1 protein-coding gene is annotated in these 585 nt (G+C 55.0%); it reads left to right on the forward strand.

Annotation, left to right across the window (positions count from 1 at the left end; all coding sequences use genetic code 11):
- Positions 1-256: 256 nt before the first annotated feature.
- A partial coding sequence (locus AC1RP4_RS07615; RefSeq protein WP_481763214.1) for a hypothetical protein occupies positions 257-585 on the forward strand: 329 nt, incomplete at its 3' end.

Here is a 585-nt window from a genome sequence, read left to right on the forward strand (position 1 = left end):
CGCTAACATAGCAGGTCCCCAAGGCGTCGCTGGAGCCGCAGGTGCCGCGGGCGCTACGGGTCCGCAAGGTCCTAAAGGTGATGCTGGTATAGCGGGTGCGCCGGGCGCGAATGGCAACACTATATGGAACGGGACTGGTGCTCCGTCAAACACACTCGGCGCACCCGGCGACTTCTATTTGCAGACCGATACTTCGGTGCTATGGGGTCCTAAAACAACGGCATGGCCATCGTCTGGTGTACCGCTACAGGCACCAATGAAGACGTACGCAGTGTCGCTATTTGTTGAAGGCACAACAAACGTGCCCAATGAAGTTCTTATGGTGCACTGTGCAGCTGCCGCATTCACTATACCTGTAAGCCTTCCGGGTTCTAATGTCAAGGCCCTGAGTCCAGCTGCCAATAACTCGGTGTTCATCATCAAGAAGAACGGGACTCAGATAGGGGTAGCCACATTTGCCATTGGGTCTACTACTGCACTTCTTGGATCATCGGTTCCGGTGTCCTTTGCCGTGGGTGATATTCTAGAAGTGGACGGGCCAAACACACCCGACCCCTCGCTAGCTAACATCGGATTCACCATTGT

The sequence above is a fragment of the Dellaglioa sp. CoH-56-MRSF-10 genome, assembly GCF_056782175.1.